The sequence below is a fragment of the Olivibacter sp. LS-1 genome, assembly GCF_008245145.1.
GTDB lineage: Bacteria > Bacteroidota > Bacteroidia > Sphingobacteriales > Sphingobacteriaceae > Olivibacter > Olivibacter oleidegradans.
The window spans coordinates 3,977,257-4,000,261 of record NZ_CP041643.1; the positions used below are offsets into that span (position 1 = coordinate 3,977,257).

General features: G+C 39.2%; 18 protein-coding genes. 8 read left to right on the forward strand and 10 right to left on the reverse strand.

What is annotated here, in order from left to right; genetic code table 11:
• Positions 1–79: 79 nt before the first annotated feature.
• On the reverse strand, positions 80–943 hold the full coding sequence (locus tag FKG96_RS16405; RefSeq protein WP_130855875.1) for an AraC family transcriptional regulator: 864 nt from the start codon (positions 941–943) through the stop codon (positions 80–82).
• A gap of 233 nt (positions 944–1,176) precedes the next feature.
• Between FKG96_RS16405 and FKG96_RS16410 the strand changes: the two genes are divergently transcribed.
• Both FKG96_RS16410 and FKG96_RS16415 read left to right on the forward strand, forming a co-directional pair.
• Positions 1,177–2,196, forward strand: a complete 1,020-nt coding sequence (locus FKG96_RS16410) for a zinc-binding alcohol dehydrogenase family protein (RefSeq protein WP_168204568.1) — start codon at positions 1,177–1,179, stop codon at positions 2,194–2,196.
• A 97-nt stretch (positions 2,197–2,293) separates the two neighbouring features.
• Positions 2,294–2,827: an OmpA family protein gene (locus tag FKG96_RS16415; RefSeq protein ID WP_130855873.1), complete on the forward strand. Its 534-nt coding sequence runs from the start codon at positions 2,294–2,296 to the stop codon at positions 2,825–2,827.
• A 93-nt stretch (positions 2,828–2,920) separates the two neighbouring features.
• Here FKG96_RS16415 and FKG96_RS16420 read toward each other — a convergent pair whose 3' ends face one another.
• A complete protein-coding gene (locus FKG96_RS16420; protein ID WP_013667096.1) occupies positions 2,921–3,304 on the reverse strand; it encodes a helix-turn-helix domain-containing protein in 384 nt (127 codons plus the stop codon).
• 323 nt (positions 3,305–3,627) lie between these two features.
• Here FKG96_RS16420 and FKG96_RS16425 point away from each other — a divergent pair, with 323 nt between their 5' ends.
• Positions 3,628–4,719: a Gfo/Idh/MocA family protein gene (locus FKG96_RS16425; protein WP_130855872.1), complete on the forward strand. Its 1,092-nt coding sequence runs from the start codon at positions 3,628–3,630 to the stop codon at positions 4,717–4,719.
• A gap of 31 nt (positions 4,720–4,750) precedes the next feature.
• On the opposite strand, the gene FKG96_RS16430 is transcribed toward FKG96_RS16425, so the two are convergent.
• Genes FKG96_RS16430 through FKG96_RS16440 form a run of 3 tightly spaced genes read right to left on the reverse strand, consistent with a single transcriptional unit; the run spans position 4,751 to position 7,395 of the window.
• The gene (locus FKG96_RS16430) at positions 4,751–5,500 is read right to left on the reverse strand and encodes a DeoR/GlpR family DNA-binding transcription regulator (protein ID WP_130855871.1); all 750 of its coding nucleotides are present in this window, start codon (positions 5,498–5,500) and stop codon (positions 4,751–4,753) included.
• Between the two features lie 22 nt (positions 5,501–5,522).
• On the reverse strand, positions 5,523–6,164 hold the full coding sequence (locus FKG96_RS16435; protein ID WP_013667099.1) for an HAD family phosphatase: 642 nt from the start codon (positions 6,162–6,164) through the stop codon (positions 5,523–5,525).
• Positions 6,165–6,180: 16 nt separating this feature from the next.
• On the reverse strand, positions 6,181–7,395 hold the full coding sequence (locus tag FKG96_RS16440; RefSeq protein ID WP_130855870.1) for an MFS transporter: 1,215 nt from the start codon (positions 7,393–7,395) through the stop codon (positions 6,181–6,183).
• Between the two features lie 283 nt (positions 7,396–7,678).
• On the opposite strand from FKG96_RS16440, the gene FKG96_RS16445 reads away from it, so the two are divergent.
• Positions 7,679–8,527: a cold-shock protein gene (locus FKG96_RS16445; protein WP_130855869.1), complete on the forward strand. Its 849-nt coding sequence runs from the start codon at positions 7,679–7,681 to the stop codon at positions 8,525–8,527.
• 126 nt (positions 8,528–8,653) lie between these two features.
• Here the strand turns inward: FKG96_RS16445 and FKG96_RS16450 are convergent, their stop codons facing one another.
• On the reverse strand, positions 8,654–11,584 hold the full coding sequence (locus tag FKG96_RS16450; protein WP_130855868.1) for an FAD-binding and (Fe-S)-binding domain-containing protein: 2,931 nt from the start codon (positions 11,582–11,584) through the stop codon (positions 8,654–8,656).
• A gap of 399 nt (positions 11,585–11,983) precedes the next feature.
• Between FKG96_RS16450 and FKG96_RS16455 the strand changes: the two genes are divergently transcribed.
• The 3 genes from FKG96_RS16455 to FKG96_RS16465 all read left to right on the forward strand — a co-directional run bounded on the left by FKG96_RS16455 (position 11,984) and on the right by FKG96_RS16465 (position 14,300).
• Positions 11,984–12,649, forward strand: a complete 666-nt coding sequence (locus FKG96_RS16455; protein ID WP_013667103.1) for a FadR/GntR family transcriptional regulator — start codon at positions 11,984–11,986, stop codon at positions 12,647–12,649.
• Positions 12,650–12,680: 31 nt separating this feature from the next.
• The gene (locus tag FKG96_RS16460; protein WP_130855866.1) at positions 12,681–13,898 is read left to right on the forward strand and encodes an MFS transporter; all 1,218 of its coding nucleotides are present in this window, start codon (positions 12,681–12,683) and stop codon (positions 13,896–13,898) included.
• A gap of 96 nt (positions 13,899–13,994) precedes the next feature.
• Positions 13,995–14,300 (forward strand): hypothetical protein, encoded by a 306-nt coding sequence (locus FKG96_RS16465; RefSeq protein WP_013667105.1) that lies wholly within the window; start codon positions 13,995–13,997, stop codon positions 14,298–14,300.
• A 76-nt stretch (positions 14,301–14,376) separates the two neighbouring features.
• Here FKG96_RS16465 and FKG96_RS16470 read toward each other — a convergent pair whose 3' ends face one another.
• The 4 genes from FKG96_RS16470 to FKG96_RS16485 form a co-directional block, all read right to left on the reverse strand.
• A complete protein-coding gene (locus tag FKG96_RS16470) occupies positions 14,377–14,595 on the reverse strand; it encodes a hypothetical protein (RefSeq protein WP_013667106.1) in 219 nt (72 codons plus the stop codon).
• 36 nt (positions 14,596–14,631) lie between these two features.
• Complete coding sequence (locus FKG96_RS16475; protein ID WP_130855865.1) at positions 14,632–16,908, reverse strand: cation:proton antiporter; 2,277 nt, start codon at positions 16,906–16,908, stop codon at positions 14,632–14,634.
• A 104-nt stretch (positions 16,909–17,012) separates the two neighbouring features.
• On the reverse strand, positions 17,013–17,717 hold the full coding sequence (locus FKG96_RS16480) for a LytTR family DNA-binding domain-containing protein (protein WP_149105713.1): 705 nt from the start codon (positions 17,715–17,717) through the stop codon (positions 17,013–17,015).
• Complete coding sequence (locus FKG96_RS16485) at positions 17,714–18,457, reverse strand: histidine kinase (protein ID WP_130855863.1); 744 nt, start codon at positions 18,455–18,457, stop codon at positions 17,714–17,716. The genes FKG96_RS16480 and FKG96_RS16485 overlap by 4 nt, the downstream gene beginning before the upstream one ends.
• 307 nt (positions 18,458–18,764) lie before the next feature.
• On the opposite strand from FKG96_RS16485, the gene purL reads away from it, so the two are divergent.
• Positions 18,765–22,424 (forward strand): phosphoribosylformylglycinamidine synthase, encoded by a 3,660-nt coding sequence (gene purL / locus FKG96_RS16490; protein ID WP_130855862.1) that lies wholly within the window; start codon positions 18,765–18,767, stop codon positions 22,422–22,424.
• The last annotated feature ends 581 nt before the right edge of the window (positions 22,425–23,005 follow it).

Below are 23,005 nucleotides of genomic sequence, written 5' to 3' on the forward strand. Positions count from 1 at the left end.
GCTATTACTAATGAATTAAAGAATCAAAATTACACTAATTTTTTTAGCATTCCAACATATGCTTATAGATTACATAGGTTTATCCCGCTCCGTGTAGCTGTAGATACGTTTTAGGGGTTTTACCTGTTACCGATTTAAAAATTTCGTGAAATGAGGTATAATTGCTAAATCCACTTTCGTAACATATCTGCTTGATTGTACCTTTGTTTTCTACCAAAAGCTTACAGGCATAACCAATACGGACTTCCTGTAAAAACCGCGTATAAGTTTTCCCGGTGCGATTTTTAAAATATCGGCAGAAAGAACTGGGTACTAAATCAGCTATGGCAGCTACCTGATCTAATTCGATTTTATTTCTAAAATTTTTAAGGGTGTAGTTGTAAATACTATGCAAGCGATTTGTTTCATTTTCACTGTGTTTATAGGAAAAACCAACGGAGGCTAGAACACAGGGTGACTTAATGTTCGCTATATAATGTAAACAGGTTAGTAGAGACATTAACCGATTGAATCCCTCTAATTCATAAATAGCTGCCATGAGATCAACAACAATTGGATGCTCGTGTCCTTTTAGCATAATTCCTCGTTGTGCCGAATCAAACAAGTGCTTAAACAAGCGAAACTCCGGTAAACTAAGCCATGCTGCGCCTAAAAATTTTTCATGGAAGTGTATAACCGTCGAATAAGGTTGCTCATTACTTTCGTCGTATTCTGCATCGTAACGCCAATAATGAGGTAAATTTGAACCGACCAACACGATGTCGCCAGCTTTAAATCGCTGAATATGATCTCCTACGAACTGAGTGCCACTTCCCTGATGAAAGTGTATGAGTTCTAATTCGGCGTGGCAATGCCATCGATTATTGATGTTTGCTTTTAGCTCTTTACGAACCTGAAAAGAGCTCGAATGCCCTGAATGTAAAACAATTTGCTCAACTTTCATTAAACCACTGTTATATTAGTTTTCATTGCCGAAAATATGAACCGTTCTGCGCTCTCATACCAGAACTCATAAAACAACAATATTCAATATGATAATCTATAAAAATAAGGCTATTTTTCTTTATTTGAACAATATGGAATATACAAAGTTAAAATCCCGTAACAATAGGCTAATTGTTTTAAATGAAAAATCGTTAAAATGCGTCTTATTTGTATTCGAAAAACTTAAGAGAAATGAAAACAATTATATGTCAAGAACCTGGTAAATTAGAGATAGTTCAATCAACGGTTCCGCGTCTATCGGCAGGACATAGTATCATACAGATAGAGAAAGTTGGCATATGTGGCACCGACATACATGCTTTTGACGGTACTCAGCCTTACTTCGAGTATCCAAGAATACTTGGACATGAATTGGCGGGAAGAATACTTGAGACGACCCCTGATTCAAACTTAGAAAAAGGAGATTTGGTTACTGTTATGCCTTATCTTAATTGCGGAAAATGTATCGCCTGCAGAAAAGGAAAAACAAATTGCTGCGCTCAAATGCAAGTGATCGGCGTGCATATTGATGGCGGTATGCGCCGTTATATAAGTGTACCAAATCATCTGATTATTAAAGAAAACCAGCTTAACATACAACAACTGGCTCTTATTGAGCCTCTTGCGATTGGCGCACACGGTGTAGCTAGGGCTCACTTCGTAGCGGGCGATTTTGTGTTAGTCATAGGCGCGGGTCCAATTGGTCTTGGTACCATGGAAATGGCAAAGGTGCGTGGTGCAACAGTTATTGCTATGGATATCAATCCCAATCGTTTACAGTTTTGCAAAGAGGCGCTCAACATACCTTACACGATTTTAGCTACTGCAGAAGATTCCATGGATTCGCTGCGTACAATAACGAACGGAGAAATGCCAATAGCGGTATTTGATTGTACCGGGAATTTAAATGCGATCAATTGTGCATTTGAATATGTTGCTCATGGTGGCGAGTATATATTGATTGGTCTTCAAAAAGGCGATATTATATTCAATCATCCTGCCTTTCATAAACGCGAACTTACATTAATGAGCAGCCGAAACGCCACTATACAAGATTTCGAGCACGTTATAAAAAACGTGAAAGAAAAGGCTGTCAATCCGGAAAAATATATCACACATCAATTTGAAGCGGATCACATTCGTGAAGCTTTTAAAACTTGCACAAGTACTTCATCTGCTGTCATTAAAGTTTTAGTTGACTTTAGTTCCTAAATGAAAGAGCTTCAAGATAGCCTTTTTAGAGGTACTCACATAGAGAATCTTTTCTATGTTCTGGATATTCCTTATGTTTACAGAAATTTTATGCGTGATGAATATTAAGAAAACCTATCCATTTGTTATTTTACTTACTGTTTTTGTGAGTATGCAAGCTTGTAAATCGAAGAAGATGGCTGTGCAGCCAAATGCCGTCGTTGAAACAGTTAAAAAGGAAGAGCCGGTAAAAGAGAAAGAACCGGAGCCTGCGCCTGTCGAAGAAAAGGAGGAAGAACCGGTCGTTGAGAAACCCAATTATAACTTTAAAAATATTTTGTTTGAGTTCGATTCAGGGGTGCTAAAAACCGCTTCTTATAGTGTATTGGATCAAATCGTACGAGAAATGAAGAAGGACCCCTCTGTTAAGTTTACCATTAATGGGCATGCTTCTCTAGAAGGATCGGCTGAACATAACATGGCTCTATCGGTTGATCGCGCCAACGCCGTCAAACTTTATTTGGTAAATGCAGGTATAAGTCCGGATAATTTAACCGCGCAGGGCTTCGGAGCAACCAAACCGGTGGCTACTAACGAAACGGAAGAAGGTAGGTCGCAAAACAGAAGAGTGGAAATAAAGCTCTCGAAATAATCAGTTTGCCAGCCTAACTACATCAAATCACACAAAAGACAAGGCCAACTAAAAGTTGGCCTTGTCTTTTGTGTTTTCATAGGATAGTATACCTTACATAGAAGGATAGGACAGCGTATTTATCTTATTACTGCTTATCGCCAAAATCTGATTGTATTCTTCTAGTAGATTGATATATTTATCTTTCCAATAGTTTATTTTCTCACGCTCTTCACTCAGTAAAGCGGTGTTCAACAGTTTACTATTGTTGAATGCATGCTGAAACTCTTCTGATGAAAACAGCTCGGGAAATTCATTTGAAAAGTCGTGCTTCAAAGCGCAACCTATTTTGAAGATGATTTCCGGTTTGAATTTGGGTTGATTAAACCAGTTATAAATGGATCTACGGTTTACTTTCATCAGTCTGGCTAGTTCACTGATACTATAACCGTTACGTCTAATTGTTCTTTCGATAATTTCGCCATAATGCTTGTCCATAGTTTTTCTCATTAGTTGGTAGTAATTTTATTTTGCTACACAAAGAAACGAGACAATTAGCGTAACCACTAGAGGAAAAAGCACAAAAAAATACAGGAAATTTCCTGTTTTTGTATATTAGCTATGTAATATAGCGATAAAATACATGTTTAAACTACAATTTTTCACAAAAAAATAACCTTATATTAATCTACATGTGGAAGCTTGGGCATATATTCCCATTCGTGAGTGTATTGTTTGTTGATTTTCCACAGATTGAGTAAAACATTTGTTTTAAGTATTTTGTTAGTCAGTTAAGTTAAATCATTTTTAAATAAACTTATATGCATTCGCGTCGGGAATTTATACATAGATTAGCAATTTCAACGGCTGGTATACCGTTTTTATCAAGCAAATTTCCTTTTTTTGACGATCGTCCACTAAGAGTAGCTATTATGGGCTTGGGTGGCTACGGTACACGTGTCGGTGAAGCAATGCAGTCTTGCAGACGAGCCAAACTTGTAGGTGTTATTAGTGGCACTCCTTCGAAAATAAAAGCTTGGCAAGAGAAATATAATATACCTGATAAAAACTGCTACAACTATGAAAATTTTGATAACATAAAAGAGAATACCGATATCGATGCAGTTTATGTTATTACGCCTAATGCGCTTCATCACGACCATGTGATAAGGGCAGCAAAAGCAGGGAAACACGTCATATGTGAGAAACCGATGGCTCTTAACGCAAAGGAAGGACAAGACATGGTAAACGCATGCCGCGAGGCTAATGTTAAGCTCTTGGTGGGTTATCGCATGCATTTTGAGCCCAAGACGTTAGAGATTGTTCGGATGAGAAAGGAAGGCGAATTTGGGAAAATTTTATTTTTTCAGGGCCTTTCCGGCTTTAAGATAGGTGATCCGAATCAATGGAGATTAGACAAAGACCTAGCGGGTGGTGGCTCTTTGATGGATATAGGGATTTACGCTATAAATGGCGCCCGTTACATGGTAGGTGAAGAACCTGTTTGGGTCACCGCGCAAGAGACAAAAACGGATCCACAGAAATTTAAAGATGGTGTGGACGAAACGATTCAATTTCAAATGGGATTTCCAAGCGGTGCAGTTGCATCGTGCTTATCAACGTACAATATGAATAATTTGGATCGTTTCTTTTTAAATGGTGAAAAAGGTTTTGCTGAGCTGCAGCCTTCAACAGGGTACGGTCCAATAGAAGGTAAAACACACATCGGACCATTAACACAACCGCACAAAACGCACCAGACAGTGCAAATGGATGAAATGGCCGGTATTATTTTGGACGGACATAAAGCGATTGTTCCTGTAGACGGAGTGGAAGGCTTAAAAGACTTACAGATTATTGATGCGATTTATGAAGCCTGTCGGAGTGGACAAAAAGTTTCATTACAAGCTTAACGACAATAACGACGTAAGAATATAATATTATTCAGACAATGAGGATTTCCTTGTTACGAAACAGATCCAGCCTTTTATCTTCGCTGGGAAGATCTGTAACAAGTACATCAACAGGGGCAAGATCACAAACTTTAAAAAAATCATGATGGTTCAGTTTTTCGTGATTACTTAATACAATAGTTTTCAACGCCGCATTCATCATACTCTGCTTTACGTCTCCGTCTTCTCGTATGCGGGCAGTTATTCCATGATTGGGATCTGCAGCACAAGCTCCCATCAAATAGGCATCAGCAACATACATCGAGACTTCCTGACAAGTTCTGGTCCCGACGTTGGTTTCTGTATCACGATTATAAACCCCGCCTAAAACAACGATTTCTATCCCTTTATTCTTTGCCAATATGGGTACCAATGCCTGATTGTTGGTTACCACGCGAAAATGTGCATTAAACGGAAACTGTGTGGCCACTGCACAAATCGTAGTTCCTCCATCCATAAATATCGTTTGACCGTTCTTAACAAATTGTTGTGCTTTGAGGGCGATGACATCTTTACCCTTCTTTAAGTAAGACGATCGATCCTGAAAAGTTAAAGGATTCCTAGATCGCAAAATTGCTCCTCCTCTTACTTTAGATAAGAGGCCATTTTTGTGAAGGATGTCAATATCTCTCCTTATCGTATCTTCTGATACTTTTAGACTCTGTGCCAATAATTCATAAGTGACCATTTCTGAGCCCTTTAGGACCGTCAAAATATGATCTAATCGTTGCTCTTTTACCATTTACAGGTTGCTATTAATACTTTTAAATACCCAATAGTGCAGGCAATTCACTCATTTTCCGGAACACCTGTACGCGTTCATCGATCCATTCGTTTTCATCATAACCATTTGCAAAGGCATAAACACGAAAACCGCCAGCCAAGCCAGCCGTTATACCGGCTAAACTGTCTTCTATAACCACACATTCAGAAGGCTTATAGCCCATTGATTTAGCAGCGTATAAAAATATACCTGGATCAGGCTTCCAGCTATCAATTTCGTAAGAGCTAAAAATTCGATGAGGTTCAAAGAAACGTATCAGGCCCGTCACCTGAAGATTCAATTCAATTTTCTCCCGGGGTCCGCTTGAAGCGACACAGCAGGGAAGTTTTATAGTTGACAATAGTTCGCTTACACCGGCTATCGGCCGTACCTCTTGTTTGAACCGTTCATACGCTTTTCTACGGAACTCAATCTCAAAATTCTCTGGAAAAGCTTTTCCCCGCCGCTCTTCCAATATCTTGATGGTTTCCAAAATTTGTCGGCCACTAAAAAGTTTGAGTGCTTCTTCCAAATCTATCACAGCCGGCTCCCCTGCCATTTCCAATAAAACGGAAATCATAATGGACTCGGTATCTACCAGGACACCATCGCAATCAAATATTATGCATTTTACATCTAGCATACGGTTTCTTCTTAAATTATTCTGAATAGTTTTTCAACAGTTTAGATCGCTCGTTTCTACGAACGCTATAACTCAAAGCTACCAGTAAAAGCATTAAGCCGATACATGCGAATGCTATTGGAAGCGAAAAGTTATAGGCGATGAACCCGAGAATTGCCGGCCCTATTAATTGCCCGGCATATCCCATTGTCGTAATAGCCGGAATCGTTACGGTTGGAGAAAGGCCATTTATTCGTCCTCCTTCGGTAAAAAATACCGGAACGATATTGGCAGCTCCCAATCCGAGAAGAACAAATCCAAATAATGTACCTGAAATCCAGGGAACGAAAACGACCAATGACAATCCAAACGCTGCCAATAAGCTTCCACCTACTACGACCCGCTTTCCGTCTAAACGCGCCACAATTCGATCACCAACTAAACGCATAATTGCCATTGCTATTGAAAAAGCAGCATAACCACTACCTGCAAATTCAGGTTCTACATACCTAATTTCCCGGAGATAAACGGCACTCCAATCCAACATAGCTCCTTCTGATAGAAAAACGATAAAGCACATGGCACCTAGAAATAGAACACTTCCTTTCATCCAAGAGAAGCCCCCCTGCCCGTCAATAACTTCCGAGGAATTGGATTTTCGTAATTTTATCTCCGAATCTGCTGAAAGCAAATTGGTGTATTGGCTGCAAACGATAAGTAACAACAAAAGTGAAATACTAATAGCGGCTACAATTGGCTCCAGACCGAATCTAATAAAGAATCCTAACCCCAAAGATCCCAATAGCCCTCCCACGCTGAATAGTCCATGAAGCGAGGACATGATAGGTTTAGTAAAGATATTTTGAACCTGTACGCCGTGCGCATTCATGGCTACATCAATGGTGCCGACAGCAGCACCAAATATAAAAAGCATGATTCCCATCAAGATAGGAGACGTCATCAAAAGCAACATCGGTAAGCTAAGGGCCATAATGAAGGTTGAATACAGAATAACCGGTCGACTCCCATATCTCGTTGTCATAACACCCGTCAAGGGCATCATTGTAATGGCCCCGGCTCCCAGAAGAAGAAGCAGTAAACCTAGGTCTGCATCATTAAGGCCTAGTCTTTCCTTAGCATAGGGAACCATAGGAGCCCAACTGGAAATTCCCAATCCACATATCAAAAAAATATATTGTGTTGCGGAACGCGCTTTAGCGGGATTAATTCCATTTATTGAAGTGTTATTCATTTTGCAATATTATGCAAAATCGCATAATATCGCAAAACGAATAACTGAGATGTATCTCCGGATATCCTGACTTCTTAAATAGAGCCCTTGAAAGCTTAGAAACGCTATAGGTTATTGACCGGAATTGTGAGAGTAATTGGTGGTTTTTGTGAAAGCTACCCATATTCCATAAGATTCTGTTTACATTAATTTGATAATCAATAAATAATAAAAAAAATACTGATATTGTAACGAATAATGCTTACTTTTATCGCCGTTGAATCATAATCAAAAACTCCAGGCCATGTTCATCGGTGCAGTGAAATGGTTTGATAATCAAAAAGGATTCGGGATAATCGCATTACCTGAAGAAGAATCCTTATTCGTTCATATTCGCGGCTTTAGTTCGACGCCACTAGCAATCGACAGTGGAGATGTTGTCATTGGTGAAAAAAAACCAGACAAGAAAAAAGGTGGTTATATCGGTCATAATTGCCATTTAGCGACAAACAGAAAAGATTGGGATATTGCTATGCAACTTCTAGATATAGAAGCTAAAATAACACTACCCCAGACGCTTGATTTGCAGCATAAAGGATATCGGAAAAAAAAAGACGAAGAATATAACCTAATAAATTTGGCGGCAAAACAGATTTTGCAAGGCAAAACCGAGGACGAAATTTATGATGTCATCACCCAGTATTTTCAGCAATCATTGAATTCCGCACTCTTTCTTAAATATGTTAAAACGTTAGATACGGTGTTACACGAACTGTTTGATCGTGATGTTGCGGATCTCTTACTGAAGAGGATATACGTGTTTTTTGGAGAATCTTTGAACCATGAAATACTTTTCCTTGTTTGGAAAAGCGGTTGCTTTCAGTATATTGGATATGAAGCTGATGGCGACTTCGAGATTCCCGAAGAAATTTTATACCTATACGCAACAGAAATTGGTTATAAGGAATTAGAACGCATTAAAGCGTACAGCTTTGGGCCTGCTTTTTGCACTGAAATCGTTGAAGCAAACATCGAAGCCCTCGACCTAAGTAACGCGCACGAAATGGAGATTGCCAAATCTTTTGTCGACGTATTAGATGGCGATGAAAAGGAGCATTGGCAAAACTATATAACCAGTAGTATAACAAGATAAATTACGCCTTTTTAACCGCAGTCCTTTATTCACCAATATTCGTTTTATATCCTTGAAGCAAATTTACCTGCCATCGGGTGAATTTTTTTTTGGATATATTTTTAACCTACGTTCGCTTATGCATGACTATTTAACCAATGCATCCCAGAGTATCTCAACAGGGTGATATGCTTTACGGCTGGTTGCATCTTTTATTTGATGTCGACAACTTGTGCCCGGCGCGGCAATTATTTCACTGGAATCTGTCGAGCGTATCGAAGGCAATAAGACCAATTCGCCTACTTGCTGCGAAACATGGTAGTGTTCCTTTTCGTAGCCGAAAGAGCCTGCCATTCCACAACAACCGGAGGGAATGACCTCTACTTCATGTCCAGTTGGAAACTTCAATATTTTTTCTGTTTGGGCAACCAAGTGAAATGCCTTCTGATAACAATGTCCATGTAATTTGATCTTTTTTTCGATTGCTTTAAATTGCTCCTTCTTTATGTTTCCACGATCTATTTCCTCTGCAATAAACTCATCGATTAGTAAAGCATGTCTTGCTATCCGCTGCGCGTCGGATACCAGATCTTTATCAACTAAATCTAAATATTCATCTCTAAAAGTGAGAATCGCCGAAGGTTCGATACCTATCAATGGGCTTTTATCAGAAACTACGTCTTTGAATGCCAAAACATTTTGATTGGCTATTTTTTTTGCCTTTCGTAGGAGACCTTTCGACAAGTATGTGCGGCCACTCTCTTTATGATTAATTAATTTTACTTGGTACCCCAATGCACTCAACAGTTTAAAAGCTGTTTGTCCGATCCCCGTGTCGTTGTAATCGGTAAATTCATCGCAAAAGAGATACACCGTTTGCCCAACAGCTAGATCTTGCGGCTTTTGTCGTTGTATCCACTTTCGAAGGGTTGTGTTACCAATTTCAGGCAAGGATCGTTCCGGAGCGAAGCCAATGGCACCTTTTACTAATGACGATAAAACACGGTTCTTGATAACAGCATTATACAGACGGGGCGCATAACTCCCTATCTTTTGAGACTTGGTGAAATTTGCGATGAGCCATGTTCTAAAGGGCGTCCCATTCGCATCGTAGTAATGTTGCAAAAACTCTGCCTTCATTTTTGTTACATCAACCGCAGAAGGACATTCCGTTTTACAGGCCTTGCAACTTAGACACAGATCCATCACTTCTTTGATTTCTGCATGATCAAAGCGATTCTCTTTAGTGGAATGGGTTAAAAACTGCCGAAGCATGTTAGCACGTGCTCTTGTTGTATCTTTCTCCTCACGAGTTGCCATATAAGAGGGACACATCGTACCTCCTGTTATATGTGATTTTCTACAGTCTCCGGAACCTGAACACTTTTCGGCTAAACGAAGAATATTCTCTTGTTTTTGATAGTCAAAAATTGTATTTATGTGAATAGCAGAGGTGTCTGTTTCGTATCGTAGAAATTTGTCCATCGGCGGTGTGCGGACAATTTTATTCGCATTAAAAATAGAAGAAGCGTCGAAAATAGATTTGATTTTTTCTAAAAGCAGATAAACCTCCTCTCCTAACACCGTCTTTATAAATTCTCCCCGCAAACGACCATCGCCATGCTCTCCGCTTAGCGATCCATTGTATTTTTTTACCAAAACAGCCGTTTCGGCCAATATCGCTCTGAATTTATGCCTTCCGTCGGCTGTTTTTAGATTAATCAAAGGTTCAACGTGTAGCTCGCCGGCTCCCGCATGTGCATAATAGGACGCCTTTGTACCGTATTTGGTTAATATAGCCTGAACTTCTTCTATATAAGAAGGAAGATCTTCAGGTGAAACAGCACAATCTTCAATTAGGTTCACAGGCTGTGTGTCTCCCGGTAAATTACGGATCAGTCCTAATCCAGCTTTACGAACGTCCCAAACCAAATTGGTGCGACTACCTGTAATAAGCGGATAAGCATAGCCTATATTGTTGGACGCTAAGGCCGATTTTAATGTATTTGCTTTATTGACTACACCTTCTACATCATGGTCCCGGAACTCGACCATTAATAAAGCGGCCGGATCACCTTCAATAAAGAAACGATTATACCGGTAAGTGGGATGATCTTTCGTGAAATCAAGAATGTATTTGTCCACTAGTTCGGACGCTTCAGGGTGGTGTGCTAGGGCTGTAATATTGGCATGCAAAGATTCAATAAGCGAATGGCAATGTATACAGAGTATTCCTACCTCCTGAGGTGGTAGCGAGATAAGGTTTAATTTAGCTTCGGTAACCAGTGCTAAAGTACCTTCGGAACCAGCTATCAATTTACTAAAGTTAAAGGCTTCGTTGGGCTTTGCCAATAGATCCAAAGCATATCCTGTATTGCGTCTTGTAATTGAATGTTTAGGATAGCCCTGTCTGATGGTCGCTTGGTTTCCTTTATCACTTAACAGGGCATTAACCGCTCTGTATATTTCACCTTCCCTATCGTTTTGCTTTAGCTTACTAAAAAGACTTGGCTCATCGAGTGCTTCAAAAATAGCAGAACTACCATCATCCAATAAGACTTTCATCGCCAATAGATGGCTCCGTGTATCACCCCAAACGATTGAATGCAAACCACTCGAATTATTCCCAATCATCCCGCCGATCATGGCTCGGCTTGCAGTGGAAGTTTCCGGGCCAAACATTAGGCCGTAGTCTTTTAAGAACGCATTTAAATCATCTCTTATTACGCCTGGCTGTACTCTTACCCAACGCTCTTCCTGATTTATTTCTAAAATCTTGTTAAAGTGCTTAGATACATCGATAATAATGCCCTTCCCAACAACCTGCCCTGCTAATGAGGTTCCGGCAGTTCTCGGTATCAAGGTAATTCCCGTTTGTTTAGCAAAATCTATTAACACCCTTAAGTCGTTTTCGTTCTTTGGAACAGCTACGGCTATGGGCAACTCTTGGTATACAGAAGCATCGGTAGAATACGCGAGTCGCACGGCATGATGCTCAGGGCTGTCATTGTAATATAACTCACCTGAAAAAATAGATCGTATATTTTCAAATTGACGATTAATATGCGGGGAATCCATATACAAGTTTATAAAAAAATGATGGTCTAGTTATTATAATATATCGCTACTATGATTCTTATAATCTATAATATAGGCCAAATCCAATTGAGTGTAATACCCGAGTCAACCTCATTTTTGATGTCAGGCGATTAACTTAAAATGATCTATCCAATATACGCTCATATCAGTCTTCTATTTTTTACAAAAAAACACTTTCTTTTCCATTAAACACTAAAAAAAATATTTTTTGCAGTTCATCGCAAGGCACCTTCATGTTGATGGATTAAATGAGGTAAACAATATAAAACACAACACTAAGAAGAATAATGTACAACAATCTCTCGATGGGCTTTGATTTTATAAATCATTTATTACATTTGTACATTCATCTGATGATATGATGAATAAAGTAGTATAATGAAAACAGTAATACAGCGAAAATCACTTGCCGACGAAGTGGCATCTAAACTTCAAAAACAAATTCTTAACGGAAATTATAAATTACATGAGAAGCTTCCGATCGAATCGGAGTTAATGAAGTCTTTTGGAGTTGGTCGTTCTACTATTAGGGAAGCCGTTAAAATCTTAGTTAATTCCGGTTTATTGCGAGTACAACAAGGTATCGGTACTTTTGTGGAAAATAATCATATTCATAAGGAGCCTATCGAACAGCGATTTAAACGGGCAGACTTTAAAGAACTGGATGAGGTTAGGCAATTGTTGGAAATGAAGATTGCGGAGAAAGCCGCAATTAACCGAACAGAACGAGATATTATTCAGATACAAACTCATCTATATGCTCGTAAAAAAGCTGCTGATGCTGATTCGCTGGAAAACTGCATTGACGCCGACGTTAACTTTCATATTTCCATTGCAGAGGCGTCACAAAATGAGATTTTAACGGACTTATATAAAATGGTTTCGATTCATTTAAAAAATTGGTTCCATAGTATATATTCGGATACTTCTGTTTTTAGGAATACACAGCAACTCCACGAGCAGCTTCTAAAAGATATAATTGCAGGCAACGCCAAAAAAGCTTGGAACACAGCAGCAAAAATAATCGGACACATTTCACAATAATCAAAAATCTCTAATTCTCCAATCTAAAAAAATGAAAACGCTTACCAATAGCACGCTTGATTCTGACGTAAGAAAAACAGTTTATTCAATCCTCTTTACCATTAGTTTCACGCATTTATTAAATGATATGATCCAGTCGGTAATCCCTGCAATCTATCCATTAATAAAGAGCAATTTCCATTTATCATTTACACAAATCGGAATGATAACTTTTACATTTCAGCTAACCGCTTCTCTATTGCAACCTTTTGTAGGCTATTACACCGATCGAACTCCACGTCCTTATTCGCTTGCAATCGGCATGGCGTTTACGCTGTTTGGCCTGATCTTATTATCAACAGCTAACGGATTCATTCCCATACTAATAGCAGTAAGTTTAATTGGAATGGGATCTTCTGTATTTCATCCTGAATCTTCCAGAGTGGCACACTTAGCGTCTGGTGGAAAAAAAGGATTGGCGCAATCTATTTTTCAACTGGGCGGTAATGCCGGCAGTGCCATTGGTCCATTGTTGGCTGCCTTAATAGTAGTTCCTTATGGACAACTTAATATTATTTGGTTTGCCTTGGCGGCTATTTTGGCTATCATAGTTCTTTTGCAAATCGGGAAATGGTATAAAGAACATCTGTATCTAAAAAGCGTCAAATCGGGTAAAACAACAATAAGCACACCTGTTTTTTCTAAGAAACGTATTCTCACAGCGCTCGGGATCCTGCTTGTCTTAATATTCTCTAAATATTTCTACATGGCTAGTATGACCAGTTATTTTACGTTCTACCTAATTGAGAAATTTCATCTTAGTGTACAACAATCTCAACTGTACTTATTTGCTTTTCTAGCATCTGTAGCAGCTGGTACAATGATTGGGGGGCCCTTGGGAGATCGCTTTGGAAGAAAGTATATTATCTGGATATCCATATTAGGGGCTGCTCCCTTTACGCTGCTTCTACCTTTTGCAAATTTATTCTGGACAGGTATTTTAGCCGTACTTATAGGGGTAATTATATCATCGGCTTTTTCGGCAATTTTAGTCTATGCTACAGACTTAGTTCCTGACAAAGTTGGTATGATTGCAGGTCTTTTTTTCGGATTTGCCTTCGGGATGGGCGGTGTAGGATCGGCTTTATTGGGGTGGTTAGCCGATCATACAAGTATCAATTATGTATTTAAAATATGTGCCTTTTTGCCGCTAATAGGAATTATAACAGGTTTTCTCCCGAATGTAGAAAGTCAACGCAAAAGGTCGTGATAACCTTTTGCGCATTTTTTTACGCTTTTCTGTGTACTTTATGTATATACAGCTATTGTTGTTAATACCTAGTTTTACCCATAACAATAAAGTATTATGGGAAACTTTGTCGCACTCAATGACTTTGCTGATCATCTTAAAAGGTTTTTTCTACAACACCCGGAAAGATTGCCGAAAGGAATAGATATAAAGAATCTGGAAGTTAAACCTTTTCAAAACGCTTGGATAGACAAGCGCCTGACGTCAGACTATGAATATGTACGTTATATGGATGTATTATTTTATGGAAATGAAAGTACGGTTGACAATCATTTTCATAGTTTTATTATTACCTACTCTTGTGATAAACATGTTATAGAAGTCACGAAAATGGAGTTTTACAACAACTTAACATCTGCCTAATATTTTTTATATCACCAACCAACCTTAAAATCCCGGTATTATATCCGGGATTTTTTGATTATCAGGTTAAAAACAGCTATTCTTCGTACATACGAATAGCGTGAATACCAATCTTCCCTAATTCATTGATGACTTCCAGATAATTTATGCCAATACCGTTTATTATTAACAGTTTATAAATGGATTCGATATCGAGCCTCCAATGATTTAGGCCTTTAATATTTTCTAACGCGCTCAGTAGTTTGTTCTTAATAAGAGGCGTTTGAATATCAGTCTTGAATATTAAAGTCTCCATAATTAAAATTTATGTTACCAAATGCTTATTTACGAGCTAGGGTTTTAGAATAAGTACAGAAGGAGTTTCAGCCAACCAGACACTTCTTGATTCAACTGCCTTCTTCCAGCTATCCAGACTAACGAGCAGCAAATCTTTCTGGCCCAATAATGCCTTATTCATCGTTCTTTCGTCTATTACTGACAGGTGATTTGATGCTACCACATCAATCGCTCTGATAGCTTCTTTAAACTCAATATTCTGTTTAATGACACCTGCAATATCCATGATATAAATCTTGACGCCGCCATTCTGTATAAGTTTCTGAATATAAATCAATAGGAAGCTATCACTCAAGGAGAATATTGGCACGATCACTTCTTTTATTTCCCTTAATTGTTTGTCAATCAATATGCCTGTCGGAATTTTCGAGTGCTTCAATATATACTTGGTTCGTTCGTCGAATACACCAAAAGAAAAAAAGTTACCTTTCGTTTTAAACGTCTCATATAACCTTTCGGGATTTACAACGGTAGAGGTGAGCCCCAATATCCGACCTAACAATGTGCCTTCAAATACAGATTTGCCAACACCAACTAAGAGTAGATCAAATTCGCCTTTGTTGGCTGTTTCTATAATATCATCATCGATATTATCTGAAGGCTTGAACAGTGAAACAACGGACTGCCCTAACTCCTTTGACTCAGATTCTATTGGCGCAAAGCTTTCTTTTTCATATTCGAATGCGTTGAATTGATTCAATTCGTTTGCAATGGAAAGATGTAATGCTGTAACACTTACCGTATCTTTTGTTTTTCTAGTTAGACTATTGGCTAGTCGTACGAGCAGACGACCTGTTAGTGGATTACCAAAGGCGATCAGAATATTGTATTTATCAACCTGTAATGCCGGAAGTGAATTCTCCTCCTGCTTATCCTTAAAAAAATAGTTAATAAATGCTAGAGAAGGGCCTGTCATAAAGGTAGTAACCAGGGCCATAAGTACCAACATAGCAAAAACTTCGGGAGAAAGCACGCCAAGATCATATCCAATATTAAGTGCTACAAGCTCCATTAATCCACGCGTATTCATTAATGCACCTATTGTCAGGCTTCCTTTCCAACTTTGCCCTACAAATCTTGCGGCTATTGCGCTTCCCGCAAACTTCCCTACTACAGCTACTAAAATGAAAACAAGGCACAACCCCCATAGCTCGGGTTCATTTAACAGTCCTATTTGCGTACGCAAACCGGTAAAAACGAAAAAAAGAGGTAGCAAGAGGACAAGGGCTAAGTCCTCTACCTTTTCAATAAAGATGTTTCTGAAATTTATATTAGCGGGCATGATTACGCCTGCCATAAAGGCTCCAAATAGGGCATGGATGCCGATCACTTCTGTGCTCCAAGAGGATAACAGTAAGATTACGAAAAAGATACCTACGATTGGCTTGCTTAAACTCTCTTTAGTGGAATAAAGATCTCCTATTCTCTTTAAAAAAGGTCTAACAAATTTTAGCATGAGTGCTACATAAGCTACAGATAATAAAATAGTGTAAAGGGCGCTAGCAAGGGAACCTGCCTTCACAATAGCAATTACAGCCGCGAGTATACACCAGGCCGTTATATCATCAGCTGCGGCACATGTAATGGCCATAGCACCTAATTTGGTTTTTGAAAGTCCACGCTCTTGCACAATCCGAGCTAATACGGGGAAAGCAGTAATGCTCATGGAGATACCAATAAACAGTGCATAAGAAATGAAATTGACACCCTCAGGTGCTGTTTCCTGATAAATGAAATAGGCCAACGCAACGCCGAGGGCGAAAGGAAAAATTATACTGGCGTGACTCACTACTACAGCTTCATGCGCTTTGTTTCTTAAAATGCCTAAATCAAGTTCCATCCCCACAACAAACATAAAAAGTATAAGACCGATCTGGCTCATAATACCTAGATTCCCCAGTGAGCTTGCGGGAAAAAGAACCGCTGAAAAATCTGGAAAATAGGCGCCTAACAATGAAGGTCCTAATACGATCCCGGCGATTATTTCACCAATTACGCTCGGCTGACCAATTTTTCTACACATATAGCCAAAGCATCTAGCAACCAGTATAATGGCGATGATCTGTAATAATAAAGTGGCTAACGGATAAGAAAAGTTATATTTTAATGAATCGATAAAGTGACTCCAGGCTGAGCCTGAAACTCCTATCTGTTCCACTTTTACATTTTTTTCAAATTCTAAGTTAGCACCTTGAATGATCAGCAAGTAGATGAACAGAGAAAAGCCCCCAATACTCACCACGTAAAATACGAAATCTTTATATCGCCTCATTATGAAAATTTTTAAAGTACTTTTACGAATTTAGAACTTAGGTATCCTTTATGAAAGCGCTGACAGTCTATTCTGTAACCAACGAGAAATAAAATGTAATAAAGTTAAGCGCCGAACATCGCAAGAAAATCTTTACGATAATGTTCATTCAAGGAGAAGACAAAAGACTTGGATCCTACTAATAGGGTAACCTGATTATGGGTAAAGGCATGTACACACCGAGTGGCAATAATTGTCTGTCGGTTGATGCGCACAAAAGCGTCTCGCGGAAGAAGCTTAACGAGTTGTTCAAATGAAATATTTTTTAACGTTACTTCCCTTCTATCGTCATAGATCACCCTCTTGTCTCTTTTATCAACTTCAGAGACCACAATAAATGCAATCATTGCAAAGTGTAATAGTATTTTCCCTTTATTGCTGTTCAACTGGACGTACTGGGGAAGCTCTTCCCGTTGGAGGAAATTATATGATTTATCAAAAGCTTTTTTTAATCGATCAAACTGAATAGGTTTTATAATGTAGTCTACAGCATCCAATTCATAGGCTTCGGCGGCAAATTCTTTATAAGCGGTAGTAAATATGATGGCTTTTCCTTCCAGTTTACCGGCCAACTCCATTCCGTTCATTTGCGGCATTTCAATATCGAGGACGCATACATTAAAATCCAGCTGATCAACCTCTTCTAGCATTCGCAAAGGGTTATTAAATGCCTTGACAACTTCAACATTACTAAACCCTTCGCAAATCGATCGCAAGTACCGAAGTGCGGGCAGCTCATCATCCAATAAAATACACCTTAATTCCTTCACAGTATTTTTATTCTTAGTTCGGTAATGAAAATTCCATTATTTATCGATTCCTTACAAGAATACCCTCCTTCGCCGTAAACAGAAGAAAGCTGATCTAAATAGATCGTATTTCCTAATCCTCCCTTCGTATTTAACGGTACCGGCAAATCATTGATTTTATTAGCTACCTGCAGTACAAACCAGGAATCATTTTCAAAAGAGAAGCTGACGCTTATAAAGGCGTTGTCACTTTGAAGATCGGCATGTTTAAAAGCATTTTCTATGGGATTTATAAATGTCAGCGGTGCGATTACAGCTTGGTTGCAACGGGGATCTCCCTCGTCTATTCTATTCTTTATGCGTATATCGAACAACGGACTCGTTTTTAATCGATTTATCTCAATAAAATTGCGTGCAAACGCTATCTCTTCCTTTATCGTTACTAAACGTCCGTCGGTGTCATATAAAATATAGTCTAACACGCCTGATAGTTTATCCAAGGCATAGTAGCTTTGGTAAGCATGTGATTGGATCGCATTCAGAGCATTTCTGAATAGATGAGGATTCAGCTTATACCGAAGCTGCTCTGCATGAACGCCTGTGTATTTTTTTTCAATTTCTTCATACTTCGTCTTTAACCTCAAATTTTCCTCCTTTAATTGCTCCTGGTTTTTCCACAAAAACAATAATACAATAATGGATGCCAGTAGCAAAATGGCTAAACCTATAGTGGAAACCAAATATATTGTATCGGTTATCATGAGTTTCAAAATACACAAATAATAAAAGGCTAATATATTCTATTTCCCGAAAAAATCAGGTGAATAACTAAAAGCAATATTGCATGGAACCGCGACTGTAGATGTAAAAGTGAATTTCTTATCATTTTACATTTTACTTACAAAATTAAAAACGGACAAATTCATGTTTAATTTCCTTTAACTTGATGATTTTATTTCTATTAGAACTTTTTCAGGCTAGAATACTTGCGGGATACGGTTTGCTATCTCTTTCTTACATTGCATTTAAAAGCAATTTTGCCTAATTTTGCGGCACGTATAAAACATCATGATTTACTTCTTCAAAAACCCTCACCACACCATTTTTGCTTTACAAATAGAACGGCCAATAACAGCCAATGAAACAGCTAAACTAATATGGCTTTTTGGTGGAGCTGAATTACATACAGGCGAAAGTCTGGAAGGTTCTTTTATCGGCCCTCGGGCTACCATGATAACGCCTTGGAGTACGAATGCAGTGGAGATAACGCAAAATATGGGAATTTCCGATATTCTTCGAATAGAGGAATTTAAGGAGGTTAGCCCTGATTTTACTGACTTTGACCACATGCTATTGCAAAAATATAATGGATTAAGTCAAGACATCTTCACGGTTCGTTTAAAACCCGAACCTATATTAGAAGTAGAAGATATAGCAGCCTATAATCAAAAGGAGGGCCTTTCTTTAAGTGATGAGGAGGTTGACTACCTTAATGCGTTGGCTAAAAAACTCGGCAGAAAACTTACGGATTCTGAAGTGTTTGGTTTTTCTCAAGTTAACTCGGAACACTGTCGACATAAAATATTTAATGGTACTTTTATAATTGACGGCGTAGAACAACCGACTTCTTTATTTAAGTTGATCAGAAAAACCTCTGAGAAGAACCCAAATGATATCGTTTCTGCTTATAAGGATAACGTGGCTTTTATAAAGGGGCCTAAATTACAACAATTCGCCCCGCTACGAGCTGATCAACCTGACTATTACGCCATCAAAGAGTTCAACTCAGTCATTTCCCTTAAAGCGGAGACTCATAACTTCCCCACAACCGTTGAACCTTTCAATGGAGCAGCAACAGGCTCTGGAGGCGAAATAAGAGACCGTCTCGCAGGAGGACAGGGTTCTTTGCCGTTGGCCGGAACTGCTGTATATATGACTGCGTTCTCGCGTTTGGAGGAGAATAGACCTTGGGAAAAAGCCATGGAAGAGCGGGATTGGCTTTATCAAACGCCAATGGATATCTTAATAAAAGCATCCAATGGCGCATCTGATTTCGGAAATAAATTCGGCCAGCCTCTTATCGCGGGTTCTGTTCTTACTTTTGAACATGAGGAGGATGCTCGTAAGCTAGGTTTCGATAAAGTAATTATGCTGGCTGGGGGAGTTGGATATGGTAAAGAAGAACAATCAAAAAAAATGCAGCCTAGCCCAGGTGATAAAATTGTTGTACTAGGTGGCGAAAACTATCGTATCGGAATGGGCGGTGCAGCAGTTTCTTCAGCTGATACAGGGGCTTTTGGCTCCGGTATTGAATTAAATGCTATTCAACGATCCAACCCGGAAATGCAAAAGAGAGCTGCAAACGCAATTCGTGGCTTAGTTGAGAGCGATCATAACACCATTGTTTCTATACATGATCACGGTGCCGGTGGTCACTTAAATTGTCTTTCCGAGTTAATTGAAAGTACGGGAGGACAAATTGATCTAGATCAACTTCCTGTGGGCGATCCTACTTTGTCTGCAAAGGAAATTATCGGCAACGAATCACAGGAACGTATGGGCTTGGTTATTGCTGAAGAACATCTGCAAATGCTAAAGAAAATTGCCGACCGCGAACGTTCACCAATCTATACAGTAGGTCAGGTCACAGGCGATTACCGTTTTACCATCGCTTCTTCAAGCAATGGATCCAAACCGATGGATTTAGCTTTAAACGATATGTTCGGTAGTTCGCCAAAAACAATTATGGAAGATAAAACCGTAAAAAGGGTATATCGGGATCTTTCCTACAGCGAGACTCATTTGGACCAATACCTCCATCAGTTATTACAACTCGAAGCAGTGGCCTGCAAAGATTGGTTAACAAACAAAGTAGACAGATGTGTCGGTGGACGAGTGGCTAAACAGCAATGTGCGGGTCCTCTTCAATTACCTTTAAACAACTGCGGCGTCATGGCCCTTGACTACCAAGGAAAAGACGGTGTGGCAACATCGGTGGGCCATGCTCCCCTATCTGCGCTAATCAATGCAGCGGCAGGCAGTCGTAATGCGGTAGCTGAATCATTATCCAATATAATTTGGGCACCGCTAAAGGATGGGCTACAAAGTGTTTCGTTGTCCGCAAACTGGATGTGGCCATGTAAAAATGATGGTGAAGATGCTCGTTTGTATGAAGCTGTCAAAGCTTGCTCTGATTTTGCTATTGATTTAGGTATCAACATACCGACAGGAAAGGATTCGCTTTCTATGAAGCAAAAATACTCGAATGGCGAAGTAATAGCACCTGGAACAGTTATCATATCTGCAGCTGCGCATTGCGTTGACATCACTGCCGTCGTAGAACCTGTATTGCAAAAAAATAAAGGGGCAATTTATTATATAAACCTTTCCGGAGATAAACCTAAATTGGGCGGATCATCCTTCGCTCAAATTTTAAACTGTATAGGTAACGATACACCTGACATAATTGATCCTAACGCATTTAAAGAAGGATTCAATGCCGTACAGGAACTTATAAAATCCGGAAAGATACATGCAGGGCATGACATTGGAAGTGGCGGCTTGATCACCACGCTGTTGGAGATGTGCTTTGCCGATCGTCACCTTGGAGCTCAAATTGATTTATCCGCTTTAGAAGAACAAGATAGTATCAAACTTCTGTTTGCAGAGAATGTGGGTGTAGTTTTTCAAGCGGATGAGTCTATTGAACTCGAGTTGAACAATAAAGGGGTGACCTTCCATAAGATCGGTCAGGTAAGCGATCAAGCGGTCTTAGAATTAACAAACAACGGTTCGAAATGGTCCTTTGACATAGATGAACTGCGAGATGTCTGGTTTAGAACTTCTTATCTGCTTGATCAAAAACAAAGTGGTGAGCAAAAGGCTACCGAGCGTTTCAAAAACTATAAAAACCATATACTGAAATATTCGTTTCCCAAGCATTTTGATGGTAAAAAACCACAAATTGATAATACCAAACCTAGACCAAAAGCTGCAGTGATTCGTGAAAAGGGAAGTAACTCGGAAAGAGAATTGGCTAACGCCATGTATCTAGCTGGTTTTGATGTGAAAGATGTTCATATGACCGACTTAATTTCCGGGCGGGAAAATTTGGAAGACATCCAATTTATTGGTGCTGTCGGAGGTTTCTCCAATTCAGATGTTTTGGGATCGGCAAAGGGCTGGGCGGGAGCGTTTATGTATAACGAAAAAGCCCGAGTTGCACTCGAAAACTTCTTTAAACGTCCTGATACACTGTCTGTTGGTATTTGTAATGGATGCCAACTCTTTATTGAACTTGGCCTTATTAATCCCGACCATGAATCTAAACCCAAAATGTTACATAATGACAGCCATAAACACGAGAGCGGATTTACAGCACTGACAATACAGGAAAATAATTCGGTAATGCTTTCAAGTCTGGCCGGGTCGACTTTGGGGGTATGGATTTCACATGGTGAAGGTAAATTTCAACTTCCATATAGAGAAGACCAATATCATATCGTGGCGAAATACCATTATGAGACGTATCCTGCTAATCCAAATGGCTCTGATTACAATACCGCCATGTTATGTGATAAGTCGGGCAGACATCTTGTAATGATGCCTCATATCGAGCGTTCATTATTTAAGTGGCATTGGGCTCATTATCCAAGTGATAGGAATGACGAAATTTCTCCATGGATAGAAGCGTTCGTCAATGCTAGGAAATGGATTGAACAACATTAACAAAAAGCCCGGCTCTGCAGCCGGGCTTTTTGTTAATGCATATTTACGGACTGACAAATCATGCGGAATATTTATTGCACCTAAAAAGGAGAAAACAAAAGAACGGGTTCTTAACTACACATCAACTGCACGTTTACTGCGATCGGATTGTATAAGTAAAGCCCGTCGATATCAGTACTTTTGATCCAAATCAGAACGTGTCGGATGGCCGAGCGGTTAGGCGGAGCTCCGCAAGAGATCCCAGAGTGGTTCGAATCCACTTCCGACCTCCCCTTATAATATATCCCTCGCTTCTCTCACGATGCATACTTAACGGCACACAAAGCCATACTATCAGGGTTCATTTGCTTAGGGATTATTTATTTTCGAAAATATGTGATTACTTGCAACGTTTTGGCATTTTGAGCGTCTATAAGTCAGTAAGCACATTAAACACGCATAAAAAAATTAAACCTTACTGATCAATGGAACATCAAAAGAATAAAACAATCCTTTGTCAAAAGCTAAATCGTCCTTTTAGTCTGCAACAACTAATCCTCTAGCACAATCGAAAATTTACCCAATAAAACAGGTCGTTTACC

Coding starts and splice junctions, on each gene's coding strand:
- FKG96_RS16450 (WP_130855868.1), bottom strand. CDS start 11,584: ATGGATTCCCCGCATATTAATCGTCAATTTGAAAATATACGATCTATT.
- FKG96_RS16405 (WP_130855875.1), bottom strand. CDS start 943: ATGAAAGTTGAGCAAATTGTTTTACATTCAGGGCATTCGAGCTCTTTT.
- FKG96_RS16435 (WP_013667099.1), bottom strand. CDS start 6,164: ATGCTAGATGTAAAATGCATAATATTTGATTGCGATGGTGTCCTGGTA.
- FKG96_RS16430 (WP_130855871.1), bottom strand. CDS start 5,500: ATGGTAAAAGAGCAACGATTAGATCATATTTTGACGGTCCTAAAGGGC.
- FKG96_RS16425 (WP_130855872.1), top strand. CDS start 3,628: ATGCATTCGCGTCGGGAATTTATACATAGATTAGCAATTTCAACGGCT.
- FKG96_RS16410 (WP_168204568.1), top strand. CDS start 1,177: ATGAAAACAATTATATGTCAAGAACCTGGTAAATTAGAGATAGTTCAA.
- FKG96_RS16440 (WP_130855870.1), bottom strand. CDS start 7,395: ATGAATAACACTTCAATAAATGGAATTAATCCCGCTAAAGCGCGTTCC.
- FKG96_RS16485 (WP_130855863.1), bottom strand. CDS start 18,457: ATGATAACCGATACAATATATTTGGTTTCCACTATAGGTTTAGCCATT.
- FKG96_RS16415 (WP_130855873.1), top strand. CDS start 2,294: ATGAATATTAAGAAAACCTATCCATTTGTTATTTTACTTACTGTTTTT.
- FKG96_RS16420 (WP_013667096.1), bottom strand. CDS start 3,304: ATGGACAAGCATTATGGCGAAATTATCGAAAGAACAATTAGACGTAAC.
- FKG96_RS16475 (WP_130855865.1), bottom strand. CDS start 16,908: ATGAGGCGATATAAAGATTTCGTATTTTACGTGGTGAGTATTGGGGGC.
- FKG96_RS16460 (WP_130855866.1), top strand. CDS start 12,681: ATGAAAACGCTTACCAATAGCACGCTTGATTCTGACGTAAGAAAAACA.
- FKG96_RS16470 (WP_013667106.1), bottom strand. CDS start 14,595: ATGGAGACTTTAATATTCAAGACTGATATTCAAACGCCTCTTATTAAG.
- purL (WP_130855862.1), top strand. CDS start 18,765: ATGATTTACTTCTTCAAAAACCCTCACCACACCATTTTTGCTTTACAA.
- FKG96_RS16455 (WP_013667103.1), top strand. CDS start 11,984: ATGAAAACAGTAATACAGCGAAAATCACTTGCCGACGAAGTGGCATCT.
- FKG96_RS16465 (WP_013667105.1), top strand. CDS start 13,995: ATGGGAAACTTTGTCGCACTCAATGACTTTGCTGATCATCTTAAAAGG.
- FKG96_RS16445 (WP_130855869.1), top strand. CDS start 7,679: ATGTTCATCGGTGCAGTGAAATGGTTTGATAATCAAAAAGGATTCGGG.